This window comes from Paenibacillus sp. J22R56 (genome assembly GCF_056269375.1).
This window is the reverse complement of record NZ_JBWDNV010000015.1, coordinates 59,938-77,007: the sequence shown is the minus strand read 5'-3', so window position 1 is coordinate 77,007 and position 17,070 is coordinate 59,938. Positions and strand designations below refer to the sequence as shown.

Sequence of the window (17,070 nt, the reverse complement as noted above, 5' to 3'; positions counted from 1 at the left end):
TCAAACTCTCCATGAAATGGTGTTTGACTTGCTCAAACTTGTTTTTATCGCTTTTTCCGTTATTTCTAACGGGGCAGTTTTGCTCGTTGTTCAGTTTTCAAAGAACAATTTCTTTTCGTTTGTCGGCCGTTTGTTTCAGCGGCGACTTAGATAATATATCACGTCCGCCTAGTAGATTGCAAGCATTATTTTTCACTTTTTTTAAAATTGATTTTCTTGAGCTTTAAGCCTCTCGGAATACCCACCACTTACTGCCCGCAAAGTTAAGGATAACCGTTACTCCGGTAGCTACTAACTTTCCTAATAAAGGCCCAACTCCCATTACCTCGGTTAACTCATATAGGAGCAGCATAGATACTCCTAGAACAGCTGCATTCAGAATAATAAAACGAACGACCCTGCGCCGGTCAAATTTTGATTCACTGGTTCGACTCCTATCTCCCTTAAAGGTGATCAGGGAGTTAAGTGTATAGCTGTTCACCATACCAGCACTGTAGGAAATGGCTTGTGCGGGGAGAACATAAAGTCCCGCCCACACCAAGATGCTGTACACAATGAAGTCCACAAGCGTATTTAACAGCCCTATTATATTGAATAAAACAAATTGCTTTATAGCGCCAACTCGATTTTTTCGCACTTCAGTCTGCTGCTCTAATCCCTCAATGGACATACTCACGTTCCTTCTCTTTCAGCTTGTCCTCCTGCTCCTTGTCCTCGGTGAATCCACGTGCTTCCCTGACAATATATAAGGGGCGATTCTTGGATTCGTCGTAGATACGACCGATGTACTCACCAATTAAACCAAGAAGCATAAGAATGATCCCGTTAAACAACAGGTTAATGGCTACGATTGTTGTCCATCCCGGTTGAGTGGTTGAAGTAAACAGACGCTGACACAGTACGACCAGCAAATAAACAAAGCTCGAAGCCGAAAGAGCAAAACCGATATAGGTTGCAATTTTGAGCGGCTTATAAGAGAAGGATGTGATGCCGTCCAGGGCGAAGCTAATCATTTTCTTAAGCGGATATTTGGTTTCCCCTGCAAAACGTTCCTCGCGGACATACTCCACCATCGTCTGCCGGAAGCCTACCCAGCTCACCAGACCACGCACGAAACGATTCTTCTCCTTAAGACCGCGCAGTACATCGCATACTTTACGGTCTATTAACCGGAAATCTCCTGTATCCATCGGAATATCGAAGTTTGTCATACTTCTCATTGTACGATAGAAGAGCATAGCCGTTATTTTCTTGAAGGCACTTTCGCCTTTGCGCTTCAGCCGTTTACCGTAAACGACCTCATATCCTTCCTTCCACTTCTCGATCATATCTAGCATAACCTCCGGCGGATCCTGCAGATCGGCATCAATAATAATAATGGCCTCACCCTGCGCGTAGTCCATACCGGCGGTAATAGCTATCTGATGGCCAAAGTTGCGTGAGAAGTTGACCAGCTTTACATGATTGTCCTCTTGGCAGATCGCCTCGACGATTTCAACTGTTTGATCCCGGCTGCCGTCGTTAACAAATACGAGCTCGTAAGGTTCACCATACCCGTCCATCACTTCTTTGAGCTTGGCGTACGTATGGTGAATCACTTCCTGTTCGTTATACATCGGCACGATAATGCTGTATTTTGCCCTCATGCTCGTATACCCCTTCCGAAATCATCAACTGTAAAAGACCCATGAATCAAAGTGCCGCAGTGCGATCATAACGTAATCTTTACTTACTTCCATACCAGAAATAACTGGATAATACATGATGAATAGGACAACCGCTATACCAGCGTATAGCCAGCGAATCCATTTTCTATTGTCCCGTCCGTCCTCGAAGCGTGTAAAGATATAGACGATGGCAAGGATCATGAAAGGCACCATCGCAAAATAATGATATAAAAACGTTAATCGCGGAACGAGCATCCATGGCAGATACTGCGATAAATAAGCGATCCATAAAACGTACATCCGTTTGTCCTTACGCTTAATACTTATATAAAATGCCGCAATAACCGCGAAAATCCCTGTCCACCAAATGAGTGGATTGCCAAACGCCGAGATGGAGGAGACATCCCCTGCATGATCGAGATTTTTACCGTTGTAATACCAGACCGGACGTTTCATAAATGGCCACTCCCACCACTGTGAGGAATAAGGATGGGTTGCGACAAGCTTACTGTGATAATCATACATATGTTCCTGGTACTCAACCAATCGCTCTGCCGTATACGTATCCCCTTTAACATCAAGAACCGGAATGTAGGACAAGCAGTAAATGATGAGTGGTATAACGACGAAAAAGACAACGCAGCTTGCAAGGGTCAAAATGGTATTCCACACGAAACTGCGGGCTGCATCCTGGTATAGGTCATCATTACGTGAAGAGGCTCCCTCGTCACGACTTTTAAGGATTCGTCTTGCGGCAGCTTGCTCTCTATATCGTTCAATAAGTACAAGAGCCAGCATAACCGCAAGTCCAGCCCCGCCATAAATGACAATCCATTTGGATGCTACCCCGATCCCAAACAGCAAGCCGGCCCAGAATAAAGGTACAAGCGTCTTCCGAAGCGGTGACCGGTAAAAGCTCATTTCTCTGTATTTATTCATGAAGTAGAACATCAGCATGATGAAAAAGACACCATAGACATCAATTGTAGCAATACGTGTTTGCGTAAAGTGCATAAAATCTGCTGCGAACAATATCGTTGCCGTTGCTGCATACCCGGTTTTGCGGAATAGCTGCAGAGCAAACAGATAAATGATTGGCAGCATACCTATACCAAACAGGGTACCCACAATCCGCCAGCCAAATGGACTAAGGCCAAACAGCTTAATGCCAACCGCAATTAACAGCTTGCCAAGCGGCGGATGTGTATTTTCATAAGCTTTTATTCCATGGAGGTTCTCATAAGCCGTGCGTGCATGATAGATCTCATCAAAATAAGAACTGTTTTTATAGGTAGACTTATAAACAGCGTTTGATTGCTCATCGAATAATCGACTACCTTGCAGAGCTTTATCCGCTTGATCAGTACCGTCTACATCAACAATCTGTTGAATAGGAAGCGGCTGATCACTGCCTTCTGAATAAAAGGCTGCCTCTTGCATCGTAAAGCCCCACTTGGTAACCGTCAGCTTCGCATACCGGACAGTCTGATTGATCGGGTTAACCGTCCATTTCAGGTTATCGCCGACCTTTTGCTCGATTTCGATCGAGTTACTCCATTGATCCGGTGTGCTGCTGCTAAACTCCCATTTGTACTTGCCAACGCCAACTCCGTTAAAGCTGTTCACTTGGCTGATTTGTACCGGCTTGCCGAAATCCACATAAAAACTTTGACCATCACGGTCAGCCTTCCAGCCGCTGTCGAAACTAACGGTTGAGCCTAGGTTTGACAGTGCAATTACCGCATAGATGACCGTAATGATGGACATCCACAGCCAATCCTTACGTTGAAACCTGCGCTTAGGAGGTTCACTTTCAGCCCGCACACCTTGCAGCAAATGCTCTTCTGAACGCTCGAGCTCTGCCTTCGTAATGACGGGAACCGCAAGCTGCTGCCCCCTAATATATCTATCATAGCCGATATAAAGCATGTAAATATACAAACCAACATTGCAAAGTGAAGTCACAATGAGAATGCCGTCTGAGGAAGGCAAGAAAGCATTCGCCTGGCTGAATGCCAGAACGTAACCAACATTAATGAAATGGGTCACGCTAAATCCAAACAGCAAATGCAGAATTCTGCGGTCTTTTGCCTCGATATAAGCAAAGATCATTAGAAGAAGAGCAGGAAACATATAGCGCTCATGCATTTTGGCAGCAAACATAAATACGGTAACGATCAGGATCATCGCCATATAGAAGGAACCCGACAAGTCCTTCTGCTGCTTGCGAGCTGCAAAAAAGAGAATGGAAGCGACTGTCGCAAAAACAATTCCGACATTGCCCCATGTTGCGTATTGAAGACCAAGCCACTGCTGATCCAGCTTCGCCCAGTTCCCTCCGGTTAACGCGTATAGATTAAATGCGTTCAGTGTGGCATAGGGGTAAGAAGATAACGTCGACTTATACAAATTGTAGAGAGCATGTAGTCCACCGTTATTCCATATAAACGGTGCGGCGAGCAGGAGAAAGGTAACAGCCCCATAACCGATGCCAGCAGCAACACGCTTCCACGCTTTAAGGTTATATCCATAAGCAAGCAGCATAACGGGAGAAAAAATAAGCGCTTGCGGCTTCACAAGAACAGCGAGAGCAAACCAGATCGAGCCGCGTTCCAGCCTACCGTTTGTAATGGCACGAATCGCAAACACCAAAATCAGAGCGAAGAAGGAATCGACCTGTCCCCATCCAGCCGAGTTAATCCAGACGGCAGGGTTCCAGATATAGAGCATTGCCAGCCCAAATGCCGCCCGATGATCAAGTTTTTTCTGAGCGGTGCGGTATATCATATAACCTGTGATAAGATCGGCTGCAATAGCCGGCAGTTTATAGAGTAACAAAGCTGCATCGCTGGCGGAATCTATTCCCGCCCATGATTGTATGGCTCCAAGTACATACAGCACATAGATATAACCCGGAGGGTAATCGGCAAACAGCCCTTCCTGATAAAAGTGACTTAACCCATCTGTGTAGGCATGGTTCGCCCAAAATATAAACGTATTAATATCATTCGTATAACCAGGGTTTGAAACCGCAATATAAAACCGGAAGGCAAATGCAGCAAGAAGTGCAATTCGCATGCCATTCATGGATGGCTTGCTCCCCGGTGCAATAAACTTCCCTCCGGAAGAGAATTCCCGAGCACGCAGCCACCTGCCGTACAAGTATGCAAACAACGCACCAAATAACGCGGATACGGCTAACACCGGGAACGCAGATATTTTCTTCGGATCCACGGTCTTCTCTTGCGGTACTGCTGAACTAGACTGAACCGGCTCCAAGGAGATGATCGGCGAGAAGGCCTCTGTAGCAATATTGCCTAATCCGGTTGTGCTACTTCCCTCGGCAGCAGCGGCAGCATAGCCGGTTATCGCAGGTAAAAGTCCAATGACGAGTACAAATAACAAACCTATAATAGCACGTAGCTTCCACATTTTCCGCGATTCACCTCGAACGATAAGTTTCGAACAAGCATCCTTTTTCCTGTAAAATACATTCTCACTTTCCCTATCAAATGTCAATGTGTACAGCTATCGTGATAAAACTACTATTGATGTCTTTACAAAGATAAGCGGCCCCATGGTAATGAAAAAGCACCGCCCGGACCAGTTAGTCCAAGCGGTGCTGTTGTCTACTTCATCTTAATCTTATTCGCCTTGACGCTGCTCGCGCATATGCGGGAACAACAGAACATCGCGGATCGAAGGAGCATCTGTAAGCAGCATAACGAGGCGGTCAACACCAATGCCAAGTCCGCCTGTAGGCGGCATGCCGTACTCAAGGGCGCGGATGAAGTCATCGTCCATCTCATGCGCTTCGTCATTGCCTTGTTCCTTCTCTACCAGTTGAGCTTCAAAGCGTTGGCGTTGGTCAATTGGATCATTCAGCTCGGTAAAGGCATTCGCATGCTCACGCGCAACAATAAATAACTCGAAGCGGTCTGTGAAACGCGGATCAACCGGGTTCTTCTTCGCCAGCGGCGAGATCGCAACCGGATGGCCTGTAACAAACGTCGGCTGAATAAGCGTATGCTCACAATGTGTCTCGAAGAAGGAATTCAAGATGTGGCCAAACGTCATATGAGGCTCAACCGGCACTTTATGCTCCTTCGCAAGGGCATGAGCTTCTTCGTCGGTCATTTCAACACTGAAGTCAACACCAGTTACTTCCTTAACCAGATCCACCATCGACACGCGGCGCCATTCTGGCGTCAGGTCAATCTCTTGTCCTTGATAAGTGATTTTCATCGTACCAAGTACTTCTTGTGCAATGTGTGCAATCAAGTTCTCAGTGAGCGACATGATGTCTTTGTAGTCAGCATAAGCCTCGTACAGCTCGATCATCGTAAATTCTGGATTGTGGCGAGTCGAAATACCCTCATTCCGATATACACGACCGATCTCGTATACTTTCTCCAGACCACCAACAATCAGACGTTTCAGGTGAAGCTCAATCGCGATACGCATATAGAGCTGCATATCAAGCGCATTATGATGAGTAATAAATGGACGTGCCGCAGCTCCGCCTGCAATGGAATGCAGAGTTGGCGTCTCAACTTCGAGATAGCCCTTGGAGTCAAGGTAACGGCGCATCGATTGGATAATTCGGGAACGTGCGATGAAGGTTTGCTGAACATCCGGGTTCACGATCAGATCAACATAACGCTGGCGGTAGCGCAGCTCTACGTCTTTCAGACCATGATATTTATCAGGCAGCGGAAGAAGCGACTTCGTCAGCACTTCCACTTCATGTGCTTTAACTGAAACTTCGCCCGTATTTGTCTTGAACACAACGCCGTTGATGCCAACGATATCACCGATATCCAGCATTTCAAAAGCAGCGTATTTGTTCGCTTCAACGGTATCTTTGCGGACGTAAATTTGGATTTTGCCAGAAAGGTCCTGGATATGAGCAAACGATGCTTTACCCATGCCGCGTTTTTGCATAATACGGCCAGCAATGCTTACCTTAATCGCTTTCTCTTCCAGCTCTTCTTTGCTTAGCGCCTCATAAGCGGCAATAATATCCTTCGCATTATGCGTTCGCTCAAATTTGCCGCCGAATGGATCGACGCCAAGTGCTCTCAGCTCGTCCAATTTGTCTCTGCGGATTTGCAGAAGTTCGCTTAGTTCTTGCTCTTGTTCCACTCCCGTGTTTTGCTGATCCACTTCATTCATCTCCTAAATTAAAGGCACTGCTCAAGCGTAAACGGCTGCACCTTCCATTGGAAGGGCAGCAGACGTTTCGCGAGTGAAATATAAGCATAGTATAGAGAAGCTTATACTTTCTTATATTTAACGTTCAAAAAGCTTCCACTAAGGAAGCTTTCCGAAAATATACGCAAGTGGCAGTGCAAACCTTATTTTTTGATATCGACGATTTTATATTGAATAATGCCGGCAGGAACGCTTACGTCCACGACTGTACCCTTTTTCTTGCCCAAAATCGCTTTGCCTACCGGGCTCTCATTCGAAATCTTGTTTCGAAGAGGATCGGACTCGGCTGAACCTACGATTGCATATTCCATTGTATCACCGAATTCCAAATCTTCCACCGTTACAACCGATCCAATACTTACCGAATCGGTAACGATCTCATCATTATTAATAATCCGCGCATTGCGGAGCATTTTCTCAAGGGTGATGACACGGCCTTCAATAAAGGCCTGCTCATTCTTCGCGTCCTCATATTCCGAGTTCTCGCTGATATCTCCATAACCGATCGCAATTTTGATACGTTCCGCTACTTCACGACGCTTGACCGACTTGAGGTTTTCCAGTTCCTCTTCAAGTTTCTTTAAACCGTCCTGAGTCAGAATGATTTCCTTATCGCCCATCTTCCGATTCTCCTGTCGTGTGACATATTATTCATACAGTTGTATGAATTTCACTGTTATTTAATATATTGCATTCCCCGTTCCTCATGCCAAGTTGCGGGGCAGTCAGCGCGGAAACGACGATGTCGTTGATGTATATTGCAAGATTATATTTCAAAGATACCCCGAATGTCAATCAAAGCCAAATATGCCGCTGTAACCGCTTTACAGGAGATTAGATTGAGAGGACCAACGGCTTAGGGGCCGATGATCCTCTCTCCTTCTTAATGAGCGGTTTGGGAACCGCCGGCAATAGAGGCCAACTCTTCTTCATCCAAAGAAGAAATGTATTGATCCAGTATTTCGACAAGCTTGTCGCGGCCTGTTTCTTCCATAATGACATCCTTCACGCGAGCTGCGCCAGGAAGTCCTTTCAAGTACCAAGCCAGATGCTTACGCATCTCACGCACCGCAGTTGCTTCGCCCTTGAGCGCGACAAGACGGTCCATATGAAGGATGGCAACTTCCATCTTCTCACGTGGAAGCGGATCCGGCATCAGTTCGCCTGTCGATAAGTACTGAATAGTACGGTACAGCATCCACGGGTTGCCAAGCGCGCCACGGCCAATCATAACACCGTCGCAGCCAGTATGTTCAAGCAGGCGGCGGGCATCTTCCGGCGAGAAAACATCACCGTTACCAATAACGGGAATGGAGACCGCTTGCTTCACATCACGAATAATGTCCCAATTTGCCTTACCTGTGTATTGCTGCTCACGAGTCCGTCCATGCACGCTGACAGCTTTGCCGCCTGCGCTTTCGACAGCTTTCGCGTTATCGACAGCAAAGATATGCTCATCATCCCAGCCGATCCGCATTTTAACCGTAACCGGCTTGCTGACTGCAGCGGTAACAGCCGAGACCATTTCATAAATTTTATTCGGATCAAGCAGCCAGCGGGCACCTGCATCACATTTTGTCACTTTAGGTACCGGACAGCCCATATTAATATCAATAATATCGGCATTGGTCTGTTGATCGACAACTTTCGCTGCCTCCACGAGCGACTCGCGGTCGCCGCCGAAAATTTGCAGACTAAGCGGCTTCTCCCGCTCATCTACGAAGAGCATTTCCATCGTGCGCTTGTTGCCGTGCAAGATCGCCTTGTCGCTGACCATCTCTGCGCATACTAGACCGGTTCCAAACTCTTTGGCAATGAGACGGAAAGCCGGGTTGCAGACGCCAGCCATCGGCGCTAGCACGACTTTGTTTTTCATCTCAATATCTCCGATTTTCAACATGCTGTTCATCTCTCCTCCTTAAAAGAATAACCACCTAAATGGCTAAATCCAAACCATTAGTGGTTATTCTTGCTTCGAAAGCAAGAGCTCTAATAAATGATGAAGTCTAGTTCGTCATATGAAAGGTACGTTATGATTCCGTATCCATTAATTCTTCATAGCTGATGCCTAACGTATTCGCTATATTCGTCAGAAGCCGCGTATCAGGCTTACGTGTTCCCCGCTCCAGCGATCCCAGAACCGCTACGGATACGCCTAATACCTTCGCCAGCTCCTGCTGGGTGTAACCCTTCAGCTTCCGGAACGCCCGGACTCGCTGAGCCAATTGATGATTTTCCATAACGTGATGCCTTCCTTTCCATCCTGAAGCGCCGCTGCTGCAGAGGCCGAAACCGGGTCCTGCAGAGGATGCGACGAGTCGATGACATCCCTAAGTGGTACAAGCACGAATGCCCGCTCCATCATACGGGGGTGAGGCAGCGTAAGCTCCTCATCATCCATCGTTACATCTCCATATAACAGCAGATCTAGATCTATGGTGCGAGGTCCCCAACGAATATCTCTAACACGGCCAAGAAGCTGTTCAACATCAAATAACGCATGAAGCAGCTCATTTGGTGTAAGAGAAGTCTTAACAGACACGGCCATATTAAGAAAAGCAGGCTGATCCGTATACCCGACAGGGTCTGTCTCGTAAATACCAGATACTTTAACAATCTGAACGCCAGACTGCTGCTCAAGATGTTCTACCGCCTGCCTGAGCAGTTCCTCGCGATCACCAAGATTGGAGCCAAGTGCAATATACGCCTGAGTAATCGTGTTAGGCACGAACAACACGTCCATTCCCATCCCGCTTGCGGCGGAGCTCAATTGTAACTCCGTCGAAATGAATCTCAAACGGCGGATTTGGCTTTGTTACGCGAACCGTCACTTCATTTATCATAGTATAAGCTTCCAAAACCCGCGTTGCAATGCCGCCAGCTAAAGCTTCAATTAATTTATAAGGCTTGCCCTGCACGACGGATCTGACCTGCTCGTACAGCTCAGCGTAGTTTATGGTTGCCTCCAAGTCATCAGTTGCCGCCGCTTGCTCCAGGTCGAGCTTTAGATCAAGGTCGACGATAAACTTCTGTCCAAGCCGATTTTCTTCGGGAAAAACACCGTGATAGCCGTAAAATTGTATGCCCTTCATTATCATGCTGTCCATTGCGTTCCGATTCCTCGCTTTCTATTAGAACGGCGGCGAGCATCGCCACCGCTGTCAGCGCATTTACTTGCGGTACATGATGGCGTCGGTCATCATCGCCGTCCGCTTATTGGCACGTACATCATGTACGCGCACGATTTGACAGCCTTGTGCAATACCTAGCGCCGTTGTCGCCGCTGTACCTTCCGCCAGATCATCTACCGGCAGGTCCAGCGTCTGCCGGATGAACCGTTTGCGCGAGGTACCCAGTAGCACCGGGTACCCAAGCTCTGTTAGTTCCGACAATCGGCCCATAAATTCGAGGTTGTCTTCATGGTCTTTGGCGAAGCCAAGACCCGGGTCGAGCCAAATCTGGCTTGCTTCAACGCCAGCTTGAAGCGCTATAGCCACGCTCGACTGCAGGTCGGCGAGCACATCCGGGACAAGATCACTGTAGTCCCGGGCTGGGCGGTTATGGCTGATAATAACGGGACAGCCATACTCGGCCGCAACGGCCGCCATAAAGGGGTCATACTTCAGACCCCAGATGTCGTTAATAATATGCGCTCCCGCTTCTAGCGCCTGGCGTGCGGTATCTGCCTTGTACGTGTCGATAGAAATCGGCACGTGCGGCGCTGCTTCGCGTACAGCCCGTATCACGGGCAGCAGGCGGCGAAGCTCTTCCTCTACGCTGACCGGCTCAAAGCCGGGGCGCGTAGATTCGGCACCGATATCGATAATATCGACGCCCTCCTCTACCATAGCGGCTGCACGCGCAGCCGCAGCCTCCGCGTGATTGTAACGCCCGCCATCCGAGAAGGAATCCGGCGTAGCATTCAAGATCCCCATAATAAGCGTCCGCTTCCCAAGCTCCAGCTTGATACCGCCGCCTAGTTCATAGCTTCTATTCCAGAAGGTTGGCTTATAGCCTTGTTGTTCCCATTCGCTCATCGTTGCCCCTCCTCCGTATCTTGGCGATAAGCAAGCAGCAGCTCACGCAGCACTGGTCCCGCCGATCCGTTACCAACTACAACGCTGCTGCCTGCCTCATCGGTTAACCGCGTAACCGGTACGAGCTCCTGAATGGAAGTCGTCAGCCAGACTTCCTCCGCAGCCAGAAGCTCATCATACAAATAGTGCCCCTCCCGAACGGTATATCCCCGCTCACGTGCGAGCTCGATTACCCGCTGCCTCGTAATTCCCGGCAAAATGCCAATATCCGTTGAAGGGGTATATATAATGCCGTCCTGCACAAAAAACAGATTGCTCACGATACCTTCGGCGAGTAGACCCTCATGACTTACCATAAGTCCTTCTGCCGAAGGGGATGCACCACTTGCCAGCAATTCCCGCTTTGCAATTATATTGTTCATATAATGGAGTGATTTTAAACGAAGTGCCCCTTCCGGGGTATTCCTTACTGTCTTCAGCAGACGTAATTCCTTACCTTCGTCATACAACCGTTCATTATGAGGCGGAAGGGCTTTAGCGAGCATAAGCTCGGTCGGCTGCTCATAATCGCTGCTTGGAAGTCCAAGCTCGCCTATACCTGCCGTGACCGTGAGACGGATATACCCTTCATTGAGCCCATTTGCTTCCAATAGAGTTGTAATCATTGCTTGCAGCGCGTTCAGATCCGGATTATATCGGATACCGATAGCCTCACAGCCCGCCGTGAGCCGTTCCATATGCTGCTTCAGCAAATACGGCCTGCCGCCGTAGGTCCGGAACGTCTCAAATAATCCCATACCGTACAAAAAGCCGTGATCATAAATCGAGATCACAGCTTCGCCAGATTCCATTACCGTTCCGTTCAGCGCGATCTTCATCGCGCCGCGCCCGCCTTGCGTTTCAAGAAATTGCGCAGCATCGCATGTCCATGCTGCGTGATGATTGATTCAGGATGGAACTGTACGCCTTCAATCGGATATTCTTTATGGCGCAGTCCCATAATTTCGCCTTCCGCCGTTTCTGCACTAATCTCGAGGCAATCCGGAAGCGTCTCACGCTTCACAATTAATGAGTGGTAACGAGTAGCTGTATAAGGGGATGGAATTCCTTCAAAGATCGTCTTGCCATCATGCAAAATTTCAGATGTTTTGCCGTGCATCAGTTTCTCCGCGCGCACCACGTCACCGCCAAATGCTTGTCCAATCGACTGATGGCCAAGACATACACCAAAGATCGGAATAACACCTTTGAAATGCTCAATAACCGACAGGCTGATGCCTGCTTCATTCGGAGAGCAAGGCCCAGGCGAGATCAGGATATGGTCGGGCTTCAGCGCTTCAATACCAGCAAGATCAATCTCGTCATTCCGCTTTACAACAACCTCTTCACCCAATTCACCTAAATACTGCACCAAGTTGTACGTAAACGAATCATAATTATCAATTACTAGAATCATCGCTCCTGCTCCCCCTTTGTGTATCGCCCTGCATTATGTCCGGCTTGTCCGCTCTGCAAATCGTTCACTATACTGAATCGCCTTCCATAATGCCTTCGCTTTATTTAACGATTCGTAATACTCCCGCTCCGGATCGGAATCAATGACGATTCCTGCTCCCGCCTGGATATGTACGATACCGTCTTTCACCGCCATCGTTCTTATAATTATATTAAATTCCATATCGCCATTATAGTCAATCCATCCAAGCGATCCCGTATAAGGTCCACGCCGGACCGGCTCAAGCTCTTCAATGATCTCCATGGTGCGGATTTTCGGTGCGCCAGTGATCGTTCCTCCCGGGAATGTCGCCGCGATGACGTCAAAGGCATCCTTGCCTTCCGCCAAACGTCCCTCCACCTGGGACACCAAGTGCATAACATGGGAGTAATATTCGATAACCATCAGCTCTTCGACTTTCACCGTACCAAATTCCGATATACGCCCAAGGTCGTTACGCTCAAGATCGACGAGCATGATATGCTCCGCCCGCTCCTTCTCGCTTGTACGGAGCTCCTCCGCCATCAACAAGTCTTCAGTCTCCGATCTGCCGCGGCGGCGTGTGCCTGCAATCGGCCGTGATGCCAGCTTATTGCCATTCTGCTCGACTAGCAGTTCAGGAGAAGCTGAGACAAGCTGGAAGTCGGGACAACGCAAGAATCCCATGTACGGTGAAGGATTAAAAATACGAAGCCACTCATATAACTCCTCTGGTGAGGCAGCAACTTCCCGGCTCTGCCTTTGAGACAGATTCACCTGGAATACATCACCTTGGCTGATGTACTGCTGAATACGCTGCACAGCATCCATAAAAGCTTCTTTGCGGAAGGGTGAAGTGATACCCTCTACCGACTCCACATCGATATGCAGACTGTCGCCTTCCAGAAACCGTCTCCGCTCCTCGCTAATCGATGCAGCCTCGCCATTCTGCTGCTGAATGTGCTCCTGCCAGAATGCCACCATCTCATCGGCTTGTACCGCTGCTTTCTCATAGCAGGCTTTGAGCTGCTCATCATCTTCTTCTCCATTAACAGCCGTATGGACAGCACAATACAGCATTTTCTCCTGCTGATCCACAATCCAGATCCTGTTCATGCGCAGGAACAAATAATCCGGAAGTCCTGTGTCATCCTCCGAAAGCTCTGGCAGACGCTCAATCGAACGGACCACATCGTAGCTCCAATAGCCTACGCACCCCCCCGTCCATTTAGGCCCATCCGCAAGCTTTGGAGACCGATAAGGCTCCATCCAACGGCGCATAATCTCGAGAGGCTTGCCTTCCCAGCTTTGTTCCGCCAGAACATGACCTTGCAAATCCCACTCTTCCGATTGTGCATGCAGCCCTTTCCCGCGAATAACGCCTTCCGGGCGCAAGCCTAAATATGTGTAACGACCGTCCTTACCACTTTCTAATACAAAAGCATGTGGAGAAGCCGCGCGCCATGCCGACTCCCAGGAGTCGACCGTAACCGATCCAAGCGGAATACGCTTTAACAAAGGTAGGGTCGTATATTTTCGTTCCGCCTGCCATAAGGCCCACTGCTGGGGTGCGGTGAACATATTCATTTCCTCCGATCAGGTATGATTTGCTAAGTATACAAAAAGCCCCCGTAAACGTCAAAAAGCCCCCATTCCAAGGAATGGGGGCTCCTATAAGTAGATCTATATTAGTTCTCGAAGTTAAACAATGGCGTGGACAGGTAACGTTCGCCGTTCGAAGGAACAACCGCGATAACACGTTTGCCTTTGCCCAGTTCTTTCGCTACTTTGAGTGCAGCGAAGATCGCAGCACCGGAAGAAATACCACACAAGATACCTTCTTCTTTCGCAGCGCGACGAGCATATTCGAATGCTTCTTCGTTCTCAACGGTAATAACTTCGTCATAAATCTCACGGTTCAGAATATCAGGTACAAAGTTAGCACCGATACCTTGGATTTTGTGAGGACCAGGGTTGCCGCCCGACAGGATCGGAGACGCAGCTGGTTCAACTGCATAGATTTTAATGCCATCAAAGTTCTGTTTCAATACTTCACCTGTACCCGAAATCGTACCGCCAGTACCGATACCCGCAATAAATGCATCCAGCTTGCCGTCGAGGGAGTTGATCGCTTCAACGATTTCCGGACCTGTTGTTTCGCGGTGAACTTTTACGTTCGCTTGGTTCTTGAATTGTTGTGGAATGAAATACGAAGGATTCTCTTTCGCCAGCTCTTCTGCTTTGCGAACAGCACCGTTCATACCTTCGGAACCCGGAGTCAGAACAAGCTCTGCACCATAAGCGCGAAGCAGGTTGCGGCGCTCAATGCTCATTGTCTCAGGCATAACAAGGATCGCTTTGTAGCCTTTAGCTGCTGCTACCATTGCAAGACCGATACCTGTGTTACCACTGGTAGGCTCAACGATTGTATCGCCTGGTTTCAGACGGCCTTCTTGCTCAGCAACTTCGATCATGCTGATTGCAATACGGTCTTTAACGCTTGCACCTGGGTTTTGGTATTCAAGTTTAACATAAATTTCGGCGCTATCTTCTGGCACAAGACGGTTCAAACGGACAAGCGGTGTGTCACCGATGAGTTCAGTTACGCTGTTTACAATTCTAGCCATGAGAATAATTGCCTCCTTATTCCGACTAATTTAGTTGGTTTTTTCCTAATATCATATTATCAATCTCTTATATCCGTTGTCAATAGTTTCTTTCTTGAATTTACAAGAAAAGGGAGAAGCCGCCCGGGGGCGGCTTCTCGATGATTATATTAGTGCTCTAAGGGGTAGTTGTCGCGTCGTATTTGTGAAGTAAATTATCCTCAATCTCATTAAGCGGCTTGGCTTTGGAAAGCGCCAAATCCTGCCGTGCCTTTTCATACAGAACATGACCGGTCAGGCCTTCCGTTTTCTGCCGTTCGATTAAGCGGATTACTGCATATCCATCCTCGACCTTAATAGGACCTGTTGTCTCTCCTGTCTGAAGCCGGCTTGCTTCATCGAGCAGATCAGCGTCATAGAAAGGATCATCCGAATCGATAAGACCTAGATCTCCGCCGGAATCAGATGTGTTGCTGTCCATTGAGTAAGTGCTTGCTAACTCATCAAATGAGGCACCGTCTGATAAAAGATCGAGCACATCATTTGCCTCTTGCGCTGTGTCCGTTACAATCCACTGCAGATGCAGCCTAAGCCGATCGGCGAATTGCTTTTGATTCGCTGCTATGTAATTCTCGATCTCCACCTCGGACAAATCGACCGTTAAGACAGCGATTTTCTCAAGCAGCAAGCGATATCTGACATCTTCCCGTACATCATTCTTCGACATGCCAAGCTGTTCCTGCATCACATTATAAAAAACATCTTCGCTATCGTATCCTTCGATCATCGAAGCCAGCTCCCGGTCCTCTTCTTCAGAGGTTACGCTTATCTGCTGAGCCTTTGCTTCTAGATCAATCGCCTTGTGAACCATCATCGTTCGAAGCACGGTGTTACCGTATTGCTTCTCAAGCTGGTTCTCCAGCTCAGCCGTTGTAATTGGGATGCCTCCCACCGTAGCCGCAATGCCATCGCTTCGCACAGAATCCGAATCATTTGGCGTTTCACCCGTCTGTGCCTTTGTCTCCGAATCAGGATCATGCTGCTCAGGATCATCCGAGAACGGAGACAGCTTCACAATGACAGCCACGCTTAGGACAATCATACAAATCGCTTGAAGAACGACAACTGCTTTTATTACCCCGTATTTCTTCATTTCCCCAATGCCCCCGCGTTATTGCACAAGCTTTGGCTTTGCCTGATCAATCAGCTGCTTCAGCTGTACCGGGTCAAACGTATAAGCCACGTTGCAATAATGGCAGACTACCTCTGCCTTGCCATCTTCCTCAATAATCTGCTCCAGCTCCGATACTCCAAGGCTGATCAGTGTCTGCTCCACCCGCTCTTGCGAGCATTTACACTGGAACTTCAAATCCAGCGAATCATGGATATGCAGCTCATCACCTACAAGCCTACGCAGTATTCCTTCTGGTGTCTCTCCTTGTTCAAGCAGCTTCGTCACATGAGGCATCGCACCAACAGCCTGCTCGAGACGGGTAATCTCCTCATCCGTTAGTCCAGGCAGGATCTGTACAATAAATCCACCAGAATGAATAACGCTGCCGTCTGCTTCTACAAGCACGCCAAGTCCAACTGCGGAAGGTGTTTGCTCCGATACGGCAAAATAATAGGTGAAATCTTCAGCCAGCTCGCCCGAAATGATCGGTACACTGCCGAGATAAGGATCCTTAAGACCAAGGTCCTTAATAATATGAATGTATCCATTACGGCCGACGCCGCCAGCGACATCGATCTTGCCGTGCTCATTACTAGGAAGCAGCACATCCGGGTTATCGACATAACCCCGTATTTCACCATGTGCATTAGCGTCAACGACGATTTGACCGATTGGACCGTCACCTTTTACTTTAACAGTCAGCTGCTCTTCACCTTTCAGCATCGCACCCATTATGGCTGCTGCTGTTGCCGTGCGACCAAATGCGGCCGTTGCTGTCGGCAGCGTCTGATGGCGACGCTGAAGCTCAGATACAAGCTGGGTAGTGCGGGCTGCAAATACGCGAATTTTACCTCCCCACGCCGTACCCCGAACGAGTACGTCTGGTAACTGCTCCATT

The 17,070-nt window shown here is 48.4% G+C and carries 16 protein-coding genes; all 16 read right to left on the bottom strand.

The window, feature by feature from the left end:
- Positions 1-223: 223 nt before the first annotated feature.
- The 16 genes from AC0YNT_RS29130 to hslO all read right to left on the bottom strand — a co-directional run bounded on the left by AC0YNT_RS29130 (position 224) and on the right by hslO (position 17,069).
- Entirely contained in the window at positions 224-670 is a 447-nt protein-coding gene (locus AC0YNT_RS29130; RefSeq protein WP_475807751.1) for a GtrA family protein, read from the bottom strand.
- A complete protein-coding gene (locus AC0YNT_RS29125; RefSeq protein ID WP_475807750.1) occupies positions 660-1,646 on the bottom strand; it encodes a glycosyltransferase family 2 protein in 987 nt (328 codons plus the stop codon). The genes AC0YNT_RS29130 and AC0YNT_RS29125 overlap by 11 nt, the downstream gene beginning before the upstream one ends.
- A 24-nt stretch (positions 1,647-1,670) precedes the next feature.
- On the bottom strand, positions 1,671-5,099 hold the full coding sequence (locus tag AC0YNT_RS29120; protein WP_475807749.1) for a phospholipid carrier-dependent glycosyltransferase: 3,429 nt from the start codon (positions 5,097-5,099) through the stop codon (positions 1,671-1,673).
- Between the two features lie 213 nt (positions 5,100-5,312).
- Positions 5,313-6,842: a lysine--tRNA ligase gene (gene lysS, locus AC0YNT_RS29115; RefSeq protein WP_208420615.1), complete on the bottom strand. Its 1,530-nt coding sequence runs from the start codon at positions 6,840-6,842 to the stop codon at positions 5,313-5,315.
- Positions 6,843-7,024: 182 nt separating this feature from the next.
- Complete coding sequence (greA, locus tag AC0YNT_RS29110; protein WP_167282663.1) at positions 7,025-7,501, bottom strand: transcription elongation factor GreA; 477 nt, start codon at positions 7,499-7,501, stop codon at positions 7,025-7,027.
- Between the two features lie 263 nt (positions 7,502-7,764).
- Positions 7,765-8,781: a tRNA dihydrouridine synthase DusB gene (dusB, locus tag AC0YNT_RS29105; RefSeq protein WP_475807753.1), complete on the bottom strand. Its 1,017-nt coding sequence runs from the start codon at positions 8,779-8,781 to the stop codon at positions 7,765-7,767.
- A gap of 130 nt (positions 8,782-8,911) precedes the next feature.
- Positions 8,912-9,121: a helix-turn-helix domain-containing protein gene (locus AC0YNT_RS29100; protein ID WP_475807748.1), complete on the bottom strand. Its 210-nt coding sequence runs from the start codon at positions 9,119-9,121 to the stop codon at positions 8,912-8,914.
- On the bottom strand, positions 9,073-9,624 hold the full coding sequence (gene folK, locus AC0YNT_RS29095; RefSeq protein WP_475807747.1) for a 2-amino-4-hydroxy-6-hydroxymethyldihydropteridine diphosphokinase: 552 nt from the start codon (positions 9,622-9,624) through the stop codon (positions 9,073-9,075). The genes AC0YNT_RS29100 and folK overlap by 49 nt, the downstream gene beginning before the upstream one ends.
- On the bottom strand, positions 9,602-9,988 hold the full coding sequence (gene folB / locus AC0YNT_RS29090) for a dihydroneopterin aldolase (RefSeq protein ID WP_475807746.1): 387 nt from the start codon (positions 9,986-9,988) through the stop codon (positions 9,602-9,604). The genes folK and folB overlap by 23 nt, the downstream gene beginning before the upstream one ends.
- Before the next feature lie 63 nt (positions 9,989-10,051).
- A complete protein-coding gene (gene folP, locus AC0YNT_RS29085; protein WP_475807745.1) occupies positions 10,052-10,918 on the bottom strand; it encodes a dihydropteroate synthase in 867 nt (288 codons plus the stop codon).
- Positions 10,915-11,796: an aminodeoxychorismate lyase gene (pabC, locus tag AC0YNT_RS29080; protein WP_475807744.1), complete on the bottom strand. Its 882-nt coding sequence runs from the start codon at positions 11,794-11,796 to the stop codon at positions 10,915-10,917. Before pabC ends, folP begins: the two co-directional genes overlap by 4 nt.
- Positions 11,793-12,374, bottom strand: coding sequence for an aminodeoxychorismate/anthranilate synthase component II (pabA, locus tag AC0YNT_RS29075; RefSeq protein WP_475807743.1), 582 nt, complete (start codon positions 12,372-12,374; stop codon positions 11,793-11,795). The genes pabC and pabA overlap by 4 nt, the downstream gene beginning before the upstream one ends.
- Positions 12,375-12,407: 33 nt before the next feature.
- On the bottom strand, positions 12,408-13,973 hold the full coding sequence (locus AC0YNT_RS29070; RefSeq protein WP_475807742.1) for an anthranilate synthase component I family protein: 1,566 nt from the start codon (positions 13,971-13,973) through the stop codon (positions 12,408-12,410).
- Between the two features lie 107 nt (positions 13,974-14,080).
- Complete coding sequence (cysK, locus tag AC0YNT_RS29065) at positions 14,081-15,019, bottom strand: cysteine synthase A (protein ID WP_475807741.1); 939 nt, start codon at positions 15,017-15,019, stop codon at positions 14,081-14,083.
- Positions 15,020-15,176: 157 nt separating this feature from the next.
- Positions 15,177-16,151 carry a peptidylprolyl isomerase gene (locus AC0YNT_RS29060; protein ID WP_475807740.1) on the bottom strand — a complete coding sequence of 325 codons (975 nt, stop codon included), beginning with the start codon at positions 16,149-16,151 and terminating at the stop codon, positions 15,177-15,179.
- Between the two features lie 18 nt (positions 16,152-16,169).
- The gene (gene hslO, locus AC0YNT_RS29055) at positions 16,170-17,069 is read right to left on the bottom strand and encodes an Hsp33 family molecular chaperone HslO (RefSeq protein ID WP_475807739.1); all 900 of its coding nucleotides are present in this window, start codon (positions 17,067-17,069) and stop codon (positions 16,170-16,172) included.
- Between the last annotated feature and the right edge of the window lies 1 nt (position 17,070).